The organism is Winogradskyella psychrotolerans (assembly GCF_018860545.1).
Classification (GTDB): domain Bacteria; phylum Bacteroidota; class Bacteroidia; order Flavobacteriales; family Flavobacteriaceae; genus Winogradskyella; species Winogradskyella psychrotolerans_A.
In genome coordinates this window covers 1-19,591 of the sequence record NZ_JAHKPN010000021.1, presented here as the reverse complement: position 1 = coordinate 19,591, position 19,591 = coordinate 1, and the positions used below count along the sequence as shown (strand labels likewise).

Below are 19,591 nucleotides of genomic sequence, written 5' to 3'. Positions count from 1 at the left end.
GTTCGCTTTTGAACGTTGTTAACTTCCTTTGATTAATTAGAAGTCGCTCGGTTCATTTTTCTAATGTTTATTTAACTTTTGATATCTGCGCCATTAATTCAGCTTCAGCACATAATTTACCGTTGGCATAAGCATAACCTTGCATGTGACAAATTCCTCTTCGTATTGGAGTAATTAAAGAACACTTAAAAATTAAGGTATCTCCTGGCACTACTTTTTGTTTAAATTTTACTTTATCCATTTTCATGAAAAACGTTAAGTAGTTTTCAGGATCGGGAACTGTACTTAAAACTAAAATGCCACCTGTTTGTGCCATTGCTTCAACAATTAAAACTCCGGGCATAACTGGTGCACCTGGAAAATGACCTTTAAAGAACTCCTCGTTCATGGTCACGTTTTTCATTCCAATAACGTGATTGGGCGTTAATTCATAAACCTTGTCAATTAATAAAAACGGTTGTCTGTGAGGCAACATATCCATAATTTGATTCACATCCATTAAGGGCTCTGAATTCAAATCTACCTGAGGCACATTATTTCTTCTTTCGTTTTTAATAAGTTTAGACATCTTTTTTGCAAATTGTGTGTTTACAAAATGCCCTGGCTTATTGGCGATAACTTTACCTCTGATACGAGTTCCTATTAATGCTAAGTCACCTAACACATCTAATAACTTATGACGTGCAGCTTCATTTGGATGATGCAAAGTTAGATTGTCTAAAATACCATTAGGTTTAACGGCAATATTCTCTTTATTAAAAGCGATTCTCAATTTATCCATAGTCTCATCAGATAACTCTTTATCTACATAAACTATAGCATTGTTTAAATCTCCACCTTTAATTAAACCATGTTCTAAAAGCATTTCAATTTCATGCAAAAAACTAAAAGTTCTAGCATCTGCAATTTCAGTCTTAAAATCTGAAACTTTATTAAGCGTTGCGTTTTGAGTTCCTAAAACTTTGGTCCCAAAATCGACCATTGTAGTAATTTGGTAGGTACTTGCCGGCATTAAAATGATTTCGCTTCCAGATTCTTCATCTGTATAAGATACAACTTGAGTAATCTCATAGACTTCACGAAACGCGTCTTGCTCAACGATACCTGCTTTTTCAATGGCTTCCACAAAGAACTTAGACGATCCGTCCATTATTGGTGGTTCAGAAGAATCTAATTCAATAAGTGCATTGTCTATATCTAAACCAACTAAAGCGGCTAATACATGTTCACAAGTTTGAATCGTTACACCATTTTTTTCCATACAGGTACCACGTTGTGTACTTGTCACATAATTAGCATCTGCTTCAATCTTTGGAGAGCCTTCTAAATCTGTTCGTTGAAATACGAATCCTGTATTTTCTTCAGCAGGTTTAAATACCAATTTTACATCTGCACCAGTATGAAGCCCAACACCTGTAAGTGTTACTTCTTTTTCAATGGTTTTTTGCTTCGTTTCCGTTTTAATTATTGCCATCTACTTTTTTTTCTAATTCATTAATTGTTTTTGCAAGCTTCGGTAAGTTCTTAAAATATACATATGATTTATTCCAATCCGTATACCCGAAAGAAGGAGAACCTTGTAAGACTTCATTATCTTTTACGTTTCTACCTATTCCAGATTGCGCCTGAACTTTTACATTATTTCCTATAACTAAATGACCAGCAATACCTACTTGGCCACCAATTTGGCAGTGTTCCCCTATTTTAGTAGAACCAGCGACACCAGATTGTGCTGCAATTACCGTGTTTTTACCAATTTCAACATTGTGGGCAATCTGAATCTGATTATCAAGTTTTACCCCAAATCGTAAAATTGTTGACCCCATTGTCGCTCGATCTATCGTTGTACCGGCTCCAATATCTACTTCGTCTTCTAAAATAACATTTCCTATTTGAGGTATTTTAGAATAACTTCCATTTTTATTCGGTGCAAACCCAAAACCATCAGCTCCTACAATTACACCAGAGTTAATTACACACCGTTTTCCTATTATACAATCTGAATACACTTTACCGCCAGGATAAATTGTAGTATCATCTCCAATACTAACATTATCTCCCACATAAGCATTTGGATGAATTTTAACGTTTTCTCCAAGTGTAACATTATTACCAATATATGCAAATGCTCCTATATATGCAGAGTCTGGGACTTTTACCGTTTCGGCAATGAAACTTGGCTGCTCTATTCCTAATTTAAAGGATTTTATTCGATCGTAATACTCCATCAACTTTGAGAACCCTTCATAAGCGTCTTCAACTTTTATAAGTGTTGTAGAAATCGGTTTCTCTGGCTCAAAACTAGAATTCACAATAGTTATGGATGCCTCAGTGGTATATATATGATGTGTATATTTTAGATTAGATAGAAATGTTAATGAACCTTGAGTGCCTTCTTCTATTTTAGAAAGTTTAAACACTTCAATATTTGGGTCACCAACCACTGTTCCTTCTAAAATATCTGCGATTTTTTCTGCTGTAAATTTCAAAGACTAGATTTTAGTATTTCAGTTGCTCTCCGCAAAAATAGAAAAAAAGGATTACATTTTCTTTTTAGGATAGCACATATAATATTTAGTAATTGGTTTACTAAGTGCTTTTAGGTTTAATTGATCAGATGCTTTAACTATATCTTTAATTTTTCCTGACTTAAATAAAACGTTGATTTTTTGATGTTTATTCTGATATGCTTGATTAATTAATTCTCCTTGAAACACAAAATAATCTGCTTCATGTTGCGAGATTTTATGTCTTTTAATTAATGCTTTAGAATGACTTGTTAATTCAGCGGAATTAATAGGCTTATTTTTCAACTTTACTTTTAACAAGTTTCTCTCAAGAATCATTTGACATAGGTTACGTAATACAAAATCATCGTGATTTTGCCAATCTTTCATTGCTGCAACAATATCGTAATCATCTAATTTTGAAAAAACCGCTAAAGTTTCAGCATTAAAATTATCCGCATTAATTTCCGATAATAAGAAATACAATAAGCCATCGCTACAATTTAGTTTTACTCCTTGCTGCACTAATTCTTTCGCTCTTTTTAAAGTCCCCATTAATAATTGCTCAGCAACAACACCTGTCTTGTGCATATACACTTGCCAATACATAAAACGTCTCGCAATTAAAAATTTCTCAACGCTCAAAATACCTTTTTCCTCAACCACTAATTGGTCATTGACCACATTGAGCATAGTGATTAACCGCTCACTATTAATGTTACCTTCTGCAACTCCAGTATAAAAGCTATCGCGTTTTAAATAATCGGCTCTATCCATATCTAATTGACTAGAAATGAGCTCGCACATAAATTGGCGCGGGTATTCTTTCTTAAAAATAGAAATGGCTAACGTTAAACTTCCGTTAAACTCTATATTGAGCTCTTCCATAAAACGCAACGAAATTTCCTCGTGAGAAACATTATTTACAATGCTATGCTCCATGGCATGCGAGAAAGGACCGTGACCTATATCATGCAAAAGTATAGCAACTAACAATCCTATTTCCTCATCATCAGAGATCACAACTCCCTTAAAACGAAGTACATTGATAGATTTTTGCATTAAATGCATACATCCTAAAGCGTGATGAAAACGGGTGTGATGTGCTCCGGGGTAAACCAAATAAGATAATCCCATTTGACTAATACGTCGCAATCTCTGAAAATATTTATGTTGAATAATATCGAATATTAACGAATTCGGAATAGTAATAAATCCGTAAATTGGATCGTTAAATATTTTAAGCTTATTTTTTGTAGGCAAAATTTTAAATTTCAATAATTAAAAAACAAATATACCACAACATGATAAATATTCTTTGGGTTGACGATGAAATCGATTTACTAAAACCGCATATTATTTTTTTAGAACAAAAAGGATATCAGGTGGCAAAATGCCAAAGTGGCACGGAGGCCTTAGAAATTATAACGGACACAAATTTTGACATCGTCTTTTTAGATGAAAATATGCCAGGATTAACTGGGCTAGAAACCTTGAATGAAATTAAGGAGCGTCGTGCTAATTTGCCTGTTGTAATGATTACTAAAAGTGAAGAGGAATATATAATGGAGGAAGCCATTGGTAATAAAATTGCCGATTATTTAATAAAACCAGTCAATCCGCATCAGATTTTATTGAGTTTGAAAAAGAATTTGGATCATTCGCGATTAGTATCTGAAAAAACAACATCTAACTACCAACAAGAATTCAGAAAGATTGCTATGGATTTATCTATGGTAAACTCATATGAAGAATGGGTAGAATTATATCAGAAATTAATTTATTGGGAATTACAGCTTGAAAGTATTGAAGACGTTGGAATGACCGATATTTTAGAATCACAAAAAACAGAAGCCAATATGCAATTTGGCAAGTTTATAGAAAAAAACTACGAAGATTGGTTTCAACCAAAAGTAGATGCCCCTGTAATGTCGCATACCTTATTTAAAGATAAAGTGGTCCCAGAATTAAGCGACAAACAACCTACAGTGCTAGTCGTAATTGATAACTTACGATATGACCAATGGAAAGCCTTTGAACCTATTGTTAATAATTATTATAAAAAAGCTTCAGAATTAGCATTTTACAGTATACTACCTACGGCGACACAATATGCCCGTAATGCTATTTTCTCTGGATTAATGCCAGCAGATATGGAAAGTTTATTTCCTCAGTATTGGAAAAATGATACGGATGAAGGAGGCAAAAACATGCATGAAGGCGATTTTTTAAGAGAACAATTAAAACGTTTAGGATTAGGCCATCTAAAACATGAATATCATAAAATCACCAATTTAAAAGCGGGAAAAAAATTAGTTGAGAACTTTAGATCTTTAAAGAATAACGATCTCAATGTCATTGTTTACAATTTTGTAGATATGCTTTCGCACTCAAAAACAGAAATGGAAGTTGTTAAAGAATTAGCTTCTAACGATAAAGCATACCGATCACTTACCGTAAGTTGGTTTAAGAACTCTCCTTTATTAGAAATGATTCAACTATCACAACAACTTGGTTTCAAATTAATATTAACTACAGATCACGGTACTATAAATGTAAAGGCACCAACCAAAGTTATTGGAGATAGAGACACTAGTTTAAATCTACGTTATAAAACAGGCCGAAGTTTAACATACGAGGATAAAGACGTCTTAGCCATTAAGAATCCAAAGTCGATTCATTTACCTGCTTTAACAATGAGCAGCTCTTTTATCTTTGCGAAAGGTGATTTATTTTTAGCATATCCAAATAACTTTAATCATTACGTCAGTTATTATAGAAACACCTATCAACACGGAGGGGTATCTTTAGAAGAAATGATTATTCCATTTGTTGTATTGGATCCTAAAGCATAGCGTATTATCAGTTTTATAATATAATAGTGTAACGATGCTAGATGAACTTTAGCATCGTTTTTTATACTTTATTTTGAAAAATATGATTATGGCTTCTGACCTGTTCTACACAATAAAAACCTTTAAACTGCACAAAAAATCCGACGAAATGCATATTTATTTAGGTTATTTAAAAAAATATACCTACTATTGTAATCTTAAAATGTTTAATTTATTCAATGACAACAATTGAAATCACATACCATTTAAGAGATATAGATGCTACAGCATCTCGTGTTTTAAAACATTTAGATACAAAGACTGTACTCTTTAATGGCAAAATGGGAGCGGGTAAAACCACATTTATAAATGCGCTTTTAAAAGCAATGCAAAGTAATGATGTTGCTACTAGCCCAACTTTCTCAATTGTGAATGAATATAGCATACCAAATGATAAAGTCTACCATTTTGACTTTTATAGAATAGAATCTATAGAAGAAGCCTATAATTTTGGTATAGAAGATTATTTAAGCAGTAACCATTGGTTATTTATGGAATGGTCTGAACGCATAGAAGAACTTGTGCCAATTGATGTACAAACTCTTACCATTACTGACATACAAGACAATAAAAGATCCCTCAAACTAACAATAAACGAAAAAAAATCAACCCAAAAAACAGCTATGACAATACAGAAGTTTTAGATAAAACTATAATATTATTCCTACAAGATTATACTAGTGTTACGGAAAAACCGTAATTTCAAATTCATATTTCTTGGATTTTAACAGTTTTACATTTGTAAGTGCCTAACAACGAACTTACTTTTGAATAAATTAATTAATTAAATCCCTTAAATTATGAAAACCAAAAAAAATTTAGTACTAGCAATTGCTATCTTCGGAGGAATGTTATTTACTGCACAAGCTACTAACATTATTGACTTAGATGGACAGACTACAACAAAAATTGAAAAGAAGCTCAGAAAGCTCGTTAAAAACGGCTAATAAAAGATTAAGTAGAACTGCTATAGTTGGTACAATAATTGCCACTATAATAGTTTCAACTCCTCTTTTATATTCTTTACATGAGAGTGTCCCATCCGGTCGAGTTTGGGACACTTTTTTATTTACTTATGATAGTGGTTTTTGGGAAGAAGCTCAGTACGCCATGTGGGTTTACACGAGTAAACTAATTCCACTAATATTGTTAACTATTTGGTTCTTTACATGCCGTCACTGGTGGTATCATGCCCTTTTAGTACCTATTGTAATGTACGTGTTTCAATCCGTTAATAGTTGGAATTCAGAAGCCGGAAGACTCGACGAAGGTACATTTGTGGTTCTACTTCCTATTCTAGTTATTGTAGTACCTTCTATCTACTTAATTAGAGCAAAAATGTTCAATAAAATTAATACTGCAGATAAAACACTTGAAGAACTTGAAGAAGAATTTATGATTAAACCAAAAGGTTTATGGGGGAAAATCAAACAGTATTTTTAAAGGAATCAACTATTTCTAAAAATTATTCATAATTTAAGTTATTTTAATACTTTCTTTTGTTTAGTGTTATTCGTTATATTGCAATGACAATACTAAAGTAATTGATATAATGAGCATTTCTCTATCACCGTTTACCAAAGCCCAGCTACTCCCACAAGAAGAAACCTTAGAAATTCACAAGCAAAAAGGCGAACTCTTTATTGGAATTCCTAAAGAAACACATTTTCAAGAACGACGCGTATGTTTAACTCCAGATGCTGTTTCTGCATTAACAGCCAACGGTCACCGTGTATTATTTGAGTCTGGCGCAGGCGAGGGCGCTAATTTTAAAGATAAAACTTATAGTGAAGCTGGTGCAGAAGTGACTAAGGATACCGCGAAAGTGTACTCCTGCCCTATTATTCTTAAAGTAGAACCACCGTCTTTAGATGAAATAAAACTTATAAATCCACAAACCTTATTAATTTCCGCACTTCAGATAAAAACTCAAAATAAATCTTACTTTGAAGCTTTGGCAAAAAAACGAATTACAGCTTTAGCTTTTGAATACATAAAGGATGATGATGGTCAATATCCTGCAGTTAGCTCTTTAAGTGAGATTGCAGGCACAGCTTCTATTTTAATTGCATCAGAACTTCTCTCAAATGCAAATGGTGGCAATGGCTTAATGATGGGTAATATAAATGGTGTACCACCAACAGAAGTTGTTATCTTAGGTGCTGGCACTGTTGGTGAATTTGCAGCCCGCTCTGCAATTGGACTAGGTGCAAATATCAAAGTATTTGATAGTTCCATCACAAAACTACGTCGTCTTCAAAATAATTTAGGTCGCACCATTTATACATCCACGATGCAACCTAAAACCTTATTAAAAGCCTTAAAACGTTGTGACGTTGCCATTGGTGCCGTTAGAGGAACCAATCGCGCTCCTGTAATCGTTACTGAAAGTATGGTGTCTAACATGAAATCAGGCTCAGTAGTTATTGATGTTAGTATTGATATGGGAGGTTGTTTTGAGACAAGTGAAGTAACCACTCACGACCGTCCTACATTTGAGCATAATGGAGTAATTCATTATTGTGTACCTAATATTCCTGCACGTTACTCAAGAACTGCATCAGTCTCCATAAGCAATATCTTTACGCCTTACCTTTTAGAAATTGGTGAATATGGTGGTATAGAAAATGCGCTTCGTTTTGACCGCGGTTTAAAAAATGGGTTGTATTTTTACCACGGTATTTTAACTAATAAATCCGTTGCAGAATGGTTTCAATTAGAGTATAGTGATGCCAACTTATTAATTTTTTAATCTGTACAAATCGATTTATTGCTTTGACAGAAATTTTTCACGACTATGAAATTTATACATCGCTTTGCCTATTATTTAGGTGGTTTTGTAATTGGCTTATTGCTACTTATGTTTTTTTTAAATGGAAAAGATGCATCTTGTGATTATAGTCCAAACGCCAGAACAGTTAAAAATATTAGTTCAAAACCGTTTACATATTCTGACAAAGCTTCTGTTTTTATAATAAAACAATCTTTAGACTCCGTTATAGTTAATAATTTGGTCAAATATGGAAATGTGGATTTTTCTAAGAGCAACACAGAAATTGATTCTTGTAAAATCTATCTTATAGAAAACATATATAAAGACCGTAATTTAGAATTAATGATTAAAAATTGTGATTCACTAGCGACAGTCCTCGATATAAATTATACAAACAACTAATAAAATAAAATTGTTTCATATATAATTTAGAGGTTTCAATCTAAATTATAATATTTGAAGTATTATTTAATGAATTTATCTATAATATGAAAGTACTAGTAACAGGAGCAGCAGGTTTTATAGGATTTTACACTTCTAAAGTTCTCCTATCTAAAGGTCATCAAGTAGTTGGTCTAGACAACATAAATGACTATTACGATGTTAACTTAAAATATTCTAGACTAAAAGAATTAGGTATCTCTAAGACTGAAGCAGCTGAATATAATACCCTCTGCCAAAGTCATTCTGAAGATTTTACATTTGTAAGAATAAATCTTGAAGATAGAGAGGAACTTCCAAAATTATTCAAAAACGAAAAATTTGATATTGTATGTAATCTTGCTGCTCAAGCAGGAGTACGTTATAGTATTGAAAACCCTGAAACATATGTGGATTCTAATTTAGTTGGTTTTCTCAATATTTTAGAATGCTGCAGAAACAATGCTATTAAGCATTTTGTTTACGCGAGTAGCTCAAGTGTTTATGGAATGAATAAAAAAATACCATTTTCTACGGACGACAACGTAGATTATCCTATTAGTTTATACGCAGCCACTAAAAAGAGCAATGAACTGATGGCACATACTTATAGCCATCTGTTCAAAATCCCTACAACAGGCTTACGTTTCTTTACGGTTTATGGCCCATGGGGAAGACCAGATATGGCAATGTTTTTATTTACAGATGCTATTGTAAAAGACAAACCTATTAAAGTATTTAATCATGGTAAAATGGAGCGCGATTTTACTTATATCGATGATATTGTGGAAGGTGTGGTGAGAATTATTGAAAAGTCACCTTCAAATCGAATTGAGTCCCAAGAATATTACAAACTTTATAATATTGGTAACAATAACTCTGTTAAGCTATTAGATTTTATAAAAGAAATCGAAATTAATTTAGGTAAAGTAGCCACAAAAGATATGATGGAAATGCAGCCAGGAGATGTAGTACGCACATGGGCCGATGTAGATGAATTGATAAAAGATTACGATTATAGCCCCAATACGTCAATAAAAGATGGAGTAAAATCTTTCATCGATTGGTTTAAAGACTATTACAATTAAAAACTTAAATTTGTAGAAAATTACTTTTCTCATTATAATATTGTAATAAAAATTCGTAGACATAAAATATTAATTAAATATCTCAAATTTGAATACATTTTAAAATTTGACTCAAATCATTATAAACAAAAATAAAAAAAAATGAAAATCACAAAGATTTGTTGTATTGGAGCTGGTTACGTTGGAGGACCAACGATGGCAGTAATAGCAAAAAAGAATCCAAACATAAAAGTTACAATTGTTGATATAAATGAAGAGCGTATCGCTGCTTGGAATGACAAAGATGTTTCAAAACTTCCTATTTATGAGCCAGGATTAGCTGAGATTGTTGAAGAAACAAGAGGAAAAAATCTATTCTTCTCTACTGATATAGATGAGACAATTAGAGAATCTGAAATGATTTTTATATCTGTAAATACACCTACCAAAACTTATGGTAAAGGAAAAGGTATGGCAGCAGATTTGAAGTACGTAGAATTATGTGCTAGAAATATTGCAGAAGTTGCCACTACCGATAAAATAGTTGTAGAGAAATCTACGTTACCTGTAAGAACGGCTCAAGCCATAAAAAGTATTCTGCATAATACAGGAAATGATGTAAAGTTTGAAATCTTATCTAATCCAGAGTTTTTAGCAGAAGGAACAGCGATTCAAGATTTATTAAACCCTGATCGTGTTCTAATTGGTGGAGAATCTGAAGATGCCATTGAGAGCCTTGCAAACGTTTATGGAAGTTGGGTTCCACAAGACAGAATATTAAGAACTAATGTATGGTCTTCTGAGTTATCAAAATTAACTGCTAATGCCTTTTTAGCTCAGCGTATCTCTTCAATTAATGCTATTTCAGAATTGTGTGAGCATACAGAAGCCAATGTAAACGAAGTAGCAAAAGCTATAGGAATGGACTCTAGAATTGGTCCAAAATTTTTAAATGCGTCTATTGGTTTTGGGGGGTCTTGTTTTCAAAAAGACATTTTAAATCTTGTGTACATTGCTAGAAGTTATGGCCTTAATGCTGTTGCAGACTATTGGGAACAAGTGATTATTTTAAATGATCATCAAAAGCGACGTTTTTCAGATCACTTAATCAGTACATTATATAACACTGTGTCTGGTAAGAAAATTGCTATGTTAGGTTGGGCATTTAAAAAAGACACCAATGATACACGTGAATCAGCTGCAATATACGTCGCAGATCATTTACTAAATGAACAAGCACATATAGCAGTATACGATCCGAAAGTAAATAGTAAAAAAGTACAAGGAGATCTAAATTATCTTAATACAAGATCTGCAGAAGAAAACAATGAATTAGTGACTTCTTTCGACGAACCTTATGAAACAGCTAAAGATGCACATGCTATAGCAATTATGACCGAGTGGGATGAATTTAAAACCTACGATTGGCAGAAAATATATGACAATATGAAAAAGCCTGCATTTATCTTTGATGGTCGAAATATTTTAAACAAAACCGAAATGGAAACTATAGGATTTGAATACTCTTCGATTGGTAAATAATAAAAGAAATTTAATTATTTGAAAATATATAATTCGTAAAAATAAAGTAGTAATGAAAAACAAGATTCTAAAATTGATCTTATTTATTACTACTTTATTTTTTGGAATTATTATCGGTATTTATCTAACAAACCACAAAGTAGGATGGACACTTATCAAGAACTCGTTCTTTGATACATATCAAAACGATGCGAAAGATAAATGGGGAAATGAATTTGATATCGTTAATATTGAATCTAGTGTTGATAAGACGATACAGAAATCATATAGCTATAAATCAAAGTCTCTAAAATCTCAACCCCTAATAGTAAGTTTACATACATGGAGTGGAGATTACGCTCAATATGATGCTTTAGCTCAACTATGCCTGAGAAAAGATATTAATTATATTCATCCAAATTTTCGCGGTCCAAATAATACACAATATGCATGTTCTAGTGAATTAGTCCTATCGGATATTGATGATGCCATATCATATGCTATTGAAAATTTTAATGTGGATACAAGCCAGATTTTTGTCATTGGTTTGAGTGGTGGTGGTTACGCAACGTTAAGCACTTTTATGAAGTCTAAACATAAAATTAGGAAGTTTTCGGCATGGGCTTCTATATCCGACTTGATTTCATGGCATAATGAGAGTGAGATCCGGAACACTATTTATGCACAAAATATACTAGATTGTACAGAATCTAAAAACAAATTAAATATTCAAATTGCAAAACGGAAATCTCCAATTTATTGGCATACACCAGTTGAAAAATTAAAAAATCAAGAATTGCATATCTTTGCTGGAGTGTATGATGGAATTAAAGGTTGTGTACCAATTACACATTCAATAAATTTTTATAATAAATTATTAACCGATCTTTATGTAGAAGACTCTACAAAATACGTTACCTTAAATGATAAGTTAAATTTACTAGAAAATAGAAAATCTTTAGGTGAATATGGAAGAATTGCCGATAGAGACATTTTTTTTAAAAAAGAATATCAGAATATTAGTTTAACTATTTTTGACGGAGACCACGAAATGTTGACGGAATTCGCGTTTAATCATTTACTTAATACGAGTAATGAAGACTAAAGCATTAATACACTCATTATCAATATAATCAATATGAAAATTTATTAATTTGAAACATGACGAATTTTTCACCCTATTAACTTAAAAATGAGCCATAATCGAATACTTTTTTACATATTTGAACCCTAAATATTTTTGCATTATTAATGAGTGTTACTACAGTTAAAAAAGAAAGATTATATCATTTAGACTTAATAAGATTTTTAGCAGCTCTATATGTTGTACTTTATCATTATTGTTTTAGAGGATATGCTAAAGACAACTATTCAATTTTAGAGTTTTCACCTTTAGAAGGGTTTTCTAAATATGGTTATTTGGGGGTTGAGTTATTTTTTATGATTAGTGGTTTTGTAATTTTAATGTCTGCTCAAAACTCTAACCTTATTAAATTTTGCATTTCCCGTTTTACAAGATTATATCCTGCATTTTGGTTTTGTGTTTTATTAACTGCTACAATCATATCCCTTTATGGAGGACCTTTATTTAATGTAACGCTAGACCAAGTTTTAATTAATCTAACAATGTTTAATGGTTTTATTGGCATAGAACACGTAGATGGTGTCTATTGGTCTTTAGTAATAGAATTAAAATTTTATATTCTAATTAGTTTATTGCTCCTATTTAGAATTATCAAATATATTAAAGTTTTTTCTTGGCTTTTATTACTCATTGCTATAACACAAATTATACTTCCTTTTTCAGAAGCCCCTACATTTATGAAAGTTATATACTTTATGTGTTTTGCAAGTAAAAGCCCCTACTTTGTAGCTGGTATGTTCTTTTTCTTAATAAAATCTGAAAAAAATATAATTAAAAATAGTTTACCAATTATTATTTCTTACATACTAGCAATATATTTTGCATTCGAGGATACTGCAAAACGTAACCTGAAATATGATAATGCTTACGATTTCACCATTGTTTGCATATTAATAACACTATTCTTTGTGATTTTGTTTTTACTCAGCACTAATAAATTATCGATGTTTAACAAAAAGGTGTTTTTATATTTAGGTATCTTAACTTATCCTTTATATCTCATTCATCAAAAAATAGGATATATAATATTTAATAATTTTGGTGGTTATGTGAATAAGTGGATGTTGTTGTTCATTGTAATAACGGGTATGTTATTAGTTTCATATTTAATAAATAAGTTTATTGAAAAACCTTTAGGAACTTATATGAGCCAAAAGCTTAAGAAAAATAAATTTTTGAATAAACTAAACACTAAATCAATCTAGGTTTTGGAGCGGATAAAAAAGAAAATAGCTTTCGTAATTGGAGGTTTAACACCAGGCGGGGCAGAACGCGTCATAACTAATTTAAGCAACAGCCTATCAGAAGATTTTGATGTGACAATAATTACTTTTATTGAGACTGCCCCCTTTTATAAATTAAATAATTCCGTTAAGGTAATTTCATGCTTTAAAGAATTGCCGCGACCAAAGTCTTTTATTGATTCATTAAAATTAAATTATAATATTCTCAAAAAGGTAAGCAAAATCGCAAAACTAGAGAAGATTGATTTACTAATTGGTTTTATTACACAAGCCAATATAAAAGCCGTTTTAGCTGCCAAATTGAATAGAATTCCTTGTTTGATAAGTGAACGGAATGACCCTTTAAAAAGTGATATACCGAGATTTTGGGTAATACTTAGAAAATTTATATACCCTAAAGCCAATTGTTTAATAGTACAAACTGAAAAAGTTAAGCAAGTGTATAACCAAATGTTAAAATCAAAGGAAATAGTGGTTTTACCTAATCCTATATCTACAGAATTATCTCAACTTAGGAGAGCATATAGTACTAACCGAGAGAACATCATTTTATCTGTCGGCACTTTTAATGATGACAAAAGACAAGAAAAAATTATTTACGCTTTTCATAATCTTAAATTGAGTGATTGGAAATTGGTATTAATTGGAGATGGCCCAAATAAATCTAAATTAATAACTTTGATAAAAGAATTGAATTTGGCTCATAAAGTTCAAATCGTATCTAAAGTTAAAAACGTACATGATTATTACAACATAGCTAAAATTTTTGCATTTGCTTCAAAGGCTGAAGGATTTCCAAATGTTTTGTTAGAAGCAATGCACTATGGATTACCATCATTATCTACGGATTGTAATTATGGGCCATCAGAGTTAATCATTGATGGTAAAAATGGCTTTTTAGTCCCTGTAGACAATCAAGCTATGTTTGTTGAAAAATTAGGTGAGTTGGTAAACAATGAAGATTTACAGATGTTATTTTCAATTAAATCTAAGGAAACTACCAAAAAATTTCTAGACTCTTATGTAAGTTCAAGTTGGAAAAATTTAATATTAAGACATTTAACTTAAATGAAAAAGTTCTTAAAACAGATTGTTTATGGTTTATTTTTATTTGCATTAATCAATTTGATTATACTCGCTTTTTATGAATACCCAGCATATAAAGCTATTAAAAATAAAACGCACAAAAACTACCTAAAATGGACTGATATTCATACAAATAAAAACAAATATGATTTAATTATACTTGGTTCAAGCAGGATGTATACCGCTTTTAATCCAGAAATAATAGATGAAGGTTTAAATCTAAACTCTTATAATATGGGTACGTCAGCACAAGATATTGCAGAGTCCTATTATTCTTTAAAAGAAATATTAGATTACCAAAGACCAAAATACGTAGTTTTAGAATTATACTTTGAGACATCGGATAATAGCCATGATTTTTATCAAATATTTTCAAATGCATCATTTTTTAATTCTACTAAAAATAAATATGATTTGGTAACGGACGGATATGGACAAAAAGGCATCGTCAATTACGTATTACCACTATTAAAATTCAATAATTATATCAAACAAGATCTTATATCTCTAGTTTCTAATACAAAAGAAAAAAAGAAATCAGAGATATGGATTAAAGGCTACCTATATGATACCACGACAGTAACAGTTAAGCAAATAAAGTCTTTTGAACCTATAGGCAATTTAGAAACTACAACCTTTAATGAATCAAGATTTAAAAAATACTTCTATAAAATTGAAAAATTAGCTAAAGCTAAGAACATTAAAATAATTTATATAAGAACCCCTTATCCTCCAACGCGTGTTGCAATAACTTCGAAAACTGATGAGAGAGACTACTATGATAAGTTTTCTAAACTCAAAAAAATAACCTACTACGACTTGGGGTATTACAAACAATATAACTACACGGATACCGATTTCACTGATTATCATCATCTAAACTATAAAGGAGCAGAAAAGGCTAGTAAACAACTTATTGAAACCATTAAAGAAAATTAAACCTTATGCTTTTCAATTCTATAGAATTTTTTCTTTTTTTGCCAATAATATTTACGCTGTATTGGCTTATTGGCGATAAAAGAATTAAAAGTCAGAATATTCTTCTTGCTATTTCTAGTTATGTTTTTTATGGTTGGTGGGATTGGCATTTTTTGTTTCTAATATTATTTAGCTCTGTGGTAGATTACACCATAGGTCTATTATTAAATTCTACTAAAGACCAGTCTAGACGTAAACTTTTACTATGGATTAGTATTTGTGTCAATCTTGGATTTTTAGGTTTCTTTAAATACTACAATTTCTTTATTAATAGCCTCATAGATTCTTTTACGTTTTTTGGTACTGAGCTCAGTGTTAATACGCTTAATATCATTTTACCTGTAGGAATTAGCTTTTACACCTTTCAAACATTAAGTTATACTATTGATGTATACCGTAAAAAATTAGAACCAACTAAAGACTTTATTGGCTTCATGGCTTTTGTTAGCTTTTTTCCTCAATTAGTAGCAGGACCAATAGAGAGAGCGACCAACTTGTTGCCACAATTTTATAAAGAACGACAATTTATTTACTGTAACGCTGTAGATGGGTTACGCCAAGTACTTTGGGGCCTATTTAAAAAAATAGTTATCGCCGATAACTGCGCAAAGTATGCTAATATCATCTTTAACAATCACGAAGACTACTCTGGTAGTACTTTATTGTTAGGTGCGTTTTTCTTTGCTTTCCAAATCTATGGTGATTTTTCAGGATACTCAGATATTGCTATTGGTATCTCTAGGTTATTTGGTTTTGATTTAAAACGAAATTTTGCCTTCCCATATTTTTCTAGAGATATAGCCGAGTTTTGGAGACGTTGGCATATTTCTTTATCTACATGGTTTAGAGATTACCTATATATTCCTTTAGGTGGTAGCAGAGGCGGTTTAAAAATGAAAATAAGAAATACCTTTATCATTTTTATTGTAAGTGGTTTTTGGCATGGTGCTAATTGGACCTTTGTCGTTTGGGGCACATTAAACGCCATCTATTTTCTACCCTTACTGCTACTTAATAAAAACAGAGTTAATACAGATATGGTGGCCCAAGGAAAATTCCTTCCAAGTATAATAGAACTTTATCAAATAGGCACTACTTTCTTCATAACGTTAATCGCATGGGTTTTTTTTAGAGCTGATAATGTTACTCATGCGTTCTCTTATTTAAAAAACATGTTTACAAGCTCTTTATTCTCTAAGCCTGAATTATTTCCAAGTTCCATATTAGCTATATTAGTATTCTTTATTTGTATTGAGTGGTTAGGTCGATCTGGTGAATACGCCATAAATAAAATAGATGTTATTTATAAACCGTTACGATGGTCGTTTTATTTTTTTATAATTATTTTAATCTTTAGTTTTAATGGAGAACAGCAAGAATTTATTTATTTTCAGTTTTAATATAATTTAAAACACGAACTAAATTGAAAATTTTAAGATATATAACCTTCGGATTAGTTATATTAAATATACCTTCAACAGCCTTATCTGCATATGGAAGCGCTGTAGGTGCCCTATTAAGCTACACCTCAATTGGATTGTTAGCATTATACTATTTTTTAGAGCAAAAAACTACACCTAATTGGTGGTTAATTATAATTTCTATTCTTTTTTTTATGATTGGTGGGTTACAATTTAAAGGACTTACTTTTCCATTCATTATGGAAATTATAAAATATTTTATTTATCTCATTTGCGCCTACGAATTGGCTAAACATATTAGCACATCAGAGTATAATATTTTCTTGTTATTAGGTTCAACATCTATTATTTTAGAAGCATTATTATTTACAAGTAAATTTGGCAGGTATAGCGGTTTCTATATGGCTCCTAACGAGGCAGGTTTTATCTGTATATTAGGTTACGCCACAACATATGGTCTAAAAAATAAAAACATCAAATTATTAGGACAATTTATATTTACGCTAGCAGGATTATTAACTTTCTCAAGGACATTTATCGTTATTTGGTTATTGCTCAATGTTATCTCTTTAAAAATAAGTATCAAAAATATCAGAATTTTTGGTCTTGGATTTCTTATAATAAGTACTCTTTTCTTTATTGATGAAGTCGTTGGCCTAAACAATCCGAGGTTTGAACAACTAAAAAGTATTGTTAATAATGATGGAGACGTTTCATCTGAGGAAATAAATGATGATTCAAGAGCAGATACTTGGGCTATGTTTTATGATGACATCTTAGACTCTCCATTAATTGGAAATGGATATGGTTCATTTACTGGAAAATTAGGAAGTTTAGGCGCTCACAACACCTTTTTGGCGGTACTTGGTGAGGCCGGCATCCTTCCATTTATATTATTTATGATATATATAGGCTATCTAATAGTTATGAGTATAATATATTTCAATAAAAAGCCAAATTTAATAATGCAAATGATTGGGTTGTCTTTATTTTTGATGGCTAATCATAATTTTTTTACATTTTATTATGTTTCATTTGCAGCCATTTGGATACAGTATCAGATATATCAACTAAGAAACGATGATAATGAAATTGAAGTTTTGAATAAGAAATTTTCGTAGCCATTATTAAGAATAGATTTTAATAAAAAAACCTATCCTAAGTACTTATAATCTAACGTGTATGAGCTTTGAATAAGAAAAAAGGACTTATCTCAAAGGAACAGCCCTCTTTTTGTTTGCTATAAGTTTAATTTATCAAAAGTTTTTTCGTAATAGCTCTATTTTTATCAATAAGCTTAACAAAATATACACCAGACTGAAGTGAACGAATTCCAATTTGAGTCGTAGTAGTATAACTGAAATTTTCATTGGTTATTTTTGAATGTTTCACTAGCTTTCCTGTTACATCATAGATATTTATATCTGAAACATTTAATGTACCTGTTATTTTCACATTAACAAAATCTGATGCTGGATTAGGATAAACATCAAAATTTAATTCTACTTCGTCTTCGTCAATCGGCTGTATTGAATCAATAGCACAATCTAGATCAACTTCTACTCTAACTGTAGCTTCGTCAAAGTCTAAGCTATTAAATACTGTAACTGTATAATCAGTTGTTTCTGTCGGAGAAACCGTGATTGTAGGTGTAGTCTCTCCTGTACTCCATACATAATCATCTCCTCCACTAGCAGTCAAAGTTGTATTATCATCTATACAAATCAATACGTCTTCCCCAGCATCTGCCACTACGGGTTGTAATACATTTACAGTAACTTGTTTATCATCATAACAATCGCCAATATATCCTTTCACCTCATAAGTTGTAGTGATAGACGGACTTACAGCAATGTTAGGTTGCGTAGCTCCGTTATCCCATTGATATGTATTAGCACCAGACGCAGACAAGGTAACGAAGTCGCCACTTAAAATATCGACACTATCGCCATTTGCTATAACTACATCTGGACTGGGGTCTACAAATACCATTACATCGTCTGTATCTGTTTGCTCACCAAGAGTAACCGTAACTGAGTAATTTGCAGTAGACAATGGACTAACCACAATACTTTGTGTGGTTTCACCTGTACTCCACAAGTAACTATCGCCTTCATTTGCGGTTAAAATCACTTCATAACTTTGATTATCGCAAACACGGGTATCAGAACCTGCGGATGCTCTAAACAATGGCGATACTGCAACGGTTACTTCCTTTAACTCACTAGTACATGAATTTGTAATTCCAATAACATTATAAGTTGTAGTTACAGTAGGACTTACAATAATAGTATTTGATGTCTCACCTGTATTCCATACATACGTTTCAGCTCCGTTCACTGATAAGCTTGTACTTTCCCCTTCAACAATTGTAATATTTTCACTTACAGATATTATTGGTAAATCATTAACGATGACTATCACACTATCAGTATCCGAGTTACCAAAACTATCTGTTACGGTCACCGTATACGTCGTTGTTTGAGTAGGATTAACCGTTATTGAAGCACTTGTTTCTCCTGTATTCCAAGTATAA

The 19,591-nt window shown here is 31.5% G+C and carries 17 protein-coding genes; 13 read left to right on the top strand and 4 right to left on the bottom strand.

Going from position 1 to position 19,591, the window contains the following annotated elements; translation table 11 throughout:
- Positions 1–67: 67 nt before the first annotated feature.
- Genes KO515_RS09080 through KO515_RS09070 form a run of 3 tightly spaced genes read right to left on the bottom strand, consistent with a single transcriptional unit; the run spans position 68 to position 3,770 of the window.
- Positions 68–1,474 carry a bifunctional UDP-3-O-[3-hydroxymyristoyl] N-acetylglucosamine deacetylase/3-hydroxyacyl-ACP dehydratase gene (locus tag KO515_RS09080; RefSeq protein WP_215936054.1) on the bottom strand — a complete coding sequence of 469 codons (1,407 nt, stop codon included), beginning with the start codon at positions 1,472–1,474 and terminating at the stop codon, positions 68–70.
- Entirely contained in the window at positions 1,461–2,489 is a 1,029-nt protein-coding gene (gene lpxD, locus KO515_RS09075) for a UDP-3-O-(3-hydroxymyristoyl)glucosamine N-acyltransferase (RefSeq protein WP_215936053.1), read from the bottom strand. Before lpxD ends, KO515_RS09080 begins: the two co-directional genes overlap by 14 nt.
- A 51-nt stretch (positions 2,490–2,540) precedes the next feature.
- A complete protein-coding gene (locus tag KO515_RS09070) occupies positions 2,541–3,770 on the bottom strand; it encodes an HD domain-containing protein (protein ID WP_215936052.1) in 1,230 nt (409 codons plus the stop codon).
- A gap of 41 nt (positions 3,771–3,811) precedes the next feature.
- On the opposite strand from KO515_RS09070, the gene KO515_RS09065 reads away from it, so the two are divergent.
- From KO515_RS09065 to KO515_RS09005, 13 genes are all read left to right on the top strand, one after another.
- Positions 3,812–5,362 (top strand): bifunctional response regulator/alkaline phosphatase family protein, encoded by a 1,551-nt coding sequence (locus tag KO515_RS09065; protein WP_215936051.1) that lies wholly within the window; start codon positions 3,812–3,814, stop codon positions 5,360–5,362.
- Between the two features lie 218 nt (positions 5,363–5,580).
- The gene (gene tsaE / locus KO515_RS09060; protein ID WP_215936050.1) at positions 5,581–6,045 is read left to right on the top strand and encodes a tRNA (adenosine(37)-N6)-threonylcarbamoyltransferase complex ATPase subunit type 1 TsaE; all 465 of its coding nucleotides are present in this window, start codon (positions 5,581–5,583) and stop codon (positions 6,043–6,045) included.
- A gap of 265 nt (positions 6,046–6,310) precedes the next feature.
- On the top strand, positions 6,311–6,844 hold the full coding sequence (locus tag KO515_RS09055; RefSeq protein WP_252723827.1) for a hypothetical protein: 534 nt from the start codon (positions 6,311–6,313) through the stop codon (positions 6,842–6,844).
- A gap of 109 nt (positions 6,845–6,953) precedes the next feature.
- Positions 6,954–8,153, top strand: coding sequence for an alanine dehydrogenase (locus tag KO515_RS09050; protein WP_215936049.1), 1,200 nt, complete (start codon positions 6,954–6,956; stop codon positions 8,151–8,153).
- Positions 8,154–8,198: 45 nt separating this feature from the next.
- Positions 8,199–8,576: a hypothetical protein gene (locus tag KO515_RS09045; RefSeq protein ID WP_215936048.1), complete on the top strand. Its 378-nt coding sequence runs from the start codon at positions 8,199–8,201 to the stop codon at positions 8,574–8,576.
- 86 nt (positions 8,577–8,662) lie between these two features.
- Positions 8,663–9,682, top strand: coding sequence for an NAD-dependent epimerase (locus tag KO515_RS09040; RefSeq protein WP_215936047.1), 1,020 nt, complete (start codon positions 8,663–8,665; stop codon positions 9,680–9,682).
- Between the two features lie 141 nt (positions 9,683–9,823).
- Positions 9,824–11,203 (top strand): nucleotide sugar dehydrogenase, encoded by a 1,380-nt coding sequence (locus tag KO515_RS09035; protein WP_215936046.1) that lies wholly within the window; start codon positions 9,824–9,826, stop codon positions 11,201–11,203.
- A 52-nt stretch (positions 11,204–11,255) separates the two neighbouring features.
- Positions 11,256–12,287: an alpha/beta hydrolase family protein gene (locus KO515_RS09030; RefSeq protein WP_215936045.1), complete on the top strand. Its 1,032-nt coding sequence runs from the start codon at positions 11,256–11,258 to the stop codon at positions 12,285–12,287.
- 146 nt (positions 12,288–12,433) lie between these two features.
- The gene (locus KO515_RS09025) at positions 12,434–13,531 is read left to right on the top strand and encodes an acyltransferase family protein (RefSeq protein WP_215936044.1); all 1,098 of its coding nucleotides are present in this window, start codon (positions 12,434–12,436) and stop codon (positions 13,529–13,531) included.
- Positions 13,532–13,534: 3 nt separating this feature from the next.
- Positions 13,535–14,638, top strand: coding sequence for a glycosyltransferase family 4 protein (locus KO515_RS09020; RefSeq protein WP_215936043.1), 1,104 nt, complete (start codon positions 13,535–13,537; stop codon positions 14,636–14,638).
- The gene (locus tag KO515_RS09015; RefSeq protein WP_215936042.1) at positions 14,639–15,595 is read left to right on the top strand and encodes a DUF1574 domain-containing protein; all 957 of its coding nucleotides are present in this window, start codon (positions 14,639–14,641) and stop codon (positions 15,593–15,595) included. It begins immediately after the preceding gene.
- Between the two features lie 5 nt (positions 15,596–15,600).
- Entirely contained in the window at positions 15,601–17,034 is a 1,434-nt protein-coding gene (locus KO515_RS09010) for an MBOAT family O-acyltransferase (protein WP_215936041.1), read from the top strand.
- 23 nt (positions 17,035–17,057) lie between these two features.
- Positions 17,058–18,176 (top strand): O-antigen ligase family protein, encoded by a 1,119-nt coding sequence (locus KO515_RS09005; protein WP_215936040.1) that lies wholly within the window; start codon positions 17,058–17,060, stop codon positions 18,174–18,176.
- Positions 18,177–18,303: 127 nt separating this feature from the next.
- Here the strand turns inward: KO515_RS09005 and KO515_RS09000 are convergent.
- A partial coding sequence (locus tag KO515_RS09000; RefSeq protein WP_215936039.1) for a T9SS type A sorting domain-containing protein occupies positions 18,304–19,591 on the bottom strand: 1,288 nt, incomplete at its 5' end.

Excerpts from the sequence above, each read along its gene's own strand:
- KO515_RS09065 (WP_215936051.1), top strand. The coding sequence starts at position 3,812 with ATGATAAATATTCTTTGGGTTGACGATGAAATCGATTTACTAAAACCG.
- KO515_RS09035 (WP_215936046.1), top strand. The coding sequence starts at position 9,824 with ATGAAAATCACAAAGATTTGTTGTATTGGAGCTGGTTACGTTGGAGGA.
- KO515_RS09050 (WP_215936049.1), top strand. The coding sequence starts at position 6,954 with ATGAGCATTTCTCTATCACCGTTTACCAAAGCCCAGCTACTCCCACAA.
- tsaE (WP_215936050.1), top strand. The coding sequence starts at position 5,581 with ATGACAACAATTGAAATCACATACCATTTAAGAGATATAGATGCTACA.
- KO515_RS09040 (WP_215936047.1), top strand. The coding sequence starts at position 8,663 with ATGAAAGTACTAGTAACAGGAGCAGCAGGTTTTATAGGATTTTACACT.
- KO515_RS09015 (WP_215936042.1), top strand. The coding sequence starts at position 14,639 with ATGAAAAAGTTCTTAAAACAGATTGTTTATGGTTTATTTTTATTTGCA.
- KO515_RS09010 (WP_215936041.1), top strand. The coding sequence starts at position 15,601 with ATGCTTTTCAATTCTATAGAATTTTTTCTTTTTTTGCCAATAATATTT.
- KO515_RS09080 (WP_215936054.1), bottom strand. The coding sequence starts at position 1,474 with ATGGCAATAATTAAAACGGAAACGAAGCAAAAAACCATTGAAAAAGAA.
- KO515_RS09030 (WP_215936045.1), top strand. The coding sequence starts at position 11,256 with ATGAAAAACAAGATTCTAAAATTGATCTTATTTATTACTACTTTATTT.
- KO515_RS09025 (WP_215936044.1), top strand. The coding sequence starts at position 12,434 with ATGAGTGTTACTACAGTTAAAAAAGAAAGATTATATCATTTAGACTTA.
- KO515_RS09045 (WP_215936048.1), top strand. The coding sequence starts at position 8,199 with ATGAAATTTATACATCGCTTTGCCTATTATTTAGGTGGTTTTGTAATT.